Here is a 393-nt window from a genome sequence, read left to right as displayed (position 1 = left end):
GCACCACGCACAGACGTCGTTGCATTTCGAGCAGGTCAGCGACCTGGGGCAGGGTCATACCCCGCGCGATCAACCGAATGCAGTCCGGACGCAGCCTGGTGTACGGCCCGAGATCACGTGCCCGCAGACGCTCACACACCTCACAATCCTGATCAGGCGTCAGTTCCACACGCAGGATCTTCGGCATGGCAGCGCCTCCCTGCTCCACCTCACACCCGAACCGCACCCGACATCACCACAACCGCTTAGTCGAAGAGGTCGGGGTGCGCTGCAGTGATCTGGTCCCACAGGGGTTGGGCCTGGAACCAGCCGGCGAGGTGGGTGCCGACCTGTTCGCGTGTCTGGAGTGCCGTTGCTCGGTCGATCAGCTTCGGCGTTCCAGCGGCCATGGCG

The 393-nt window shown here is 64.6% G+C and carries 1 protein-coding gene; it reads right to left on the bottom strand.

Annotated elements, in window-relative coordinates; translation table 11 throughout:
• Nucleotides 1–187 (bottom strand): hypothetical protein (locus AC1DYK_RS36100; RefSeq protein ID WP_478170637.1); only part of this gene is annotated, 187 nt, incomplete at its 3' end.
• Nucleotides 188–393 lie beyond the last annotated feature (206 nt).

The sequence above is a fragment of the Variovorax sp. P2_H12 genome (assembly GCF_056403395.1).
This window is presented reverse-complemented; position numbering and strand designations above follow the sequence as displayed.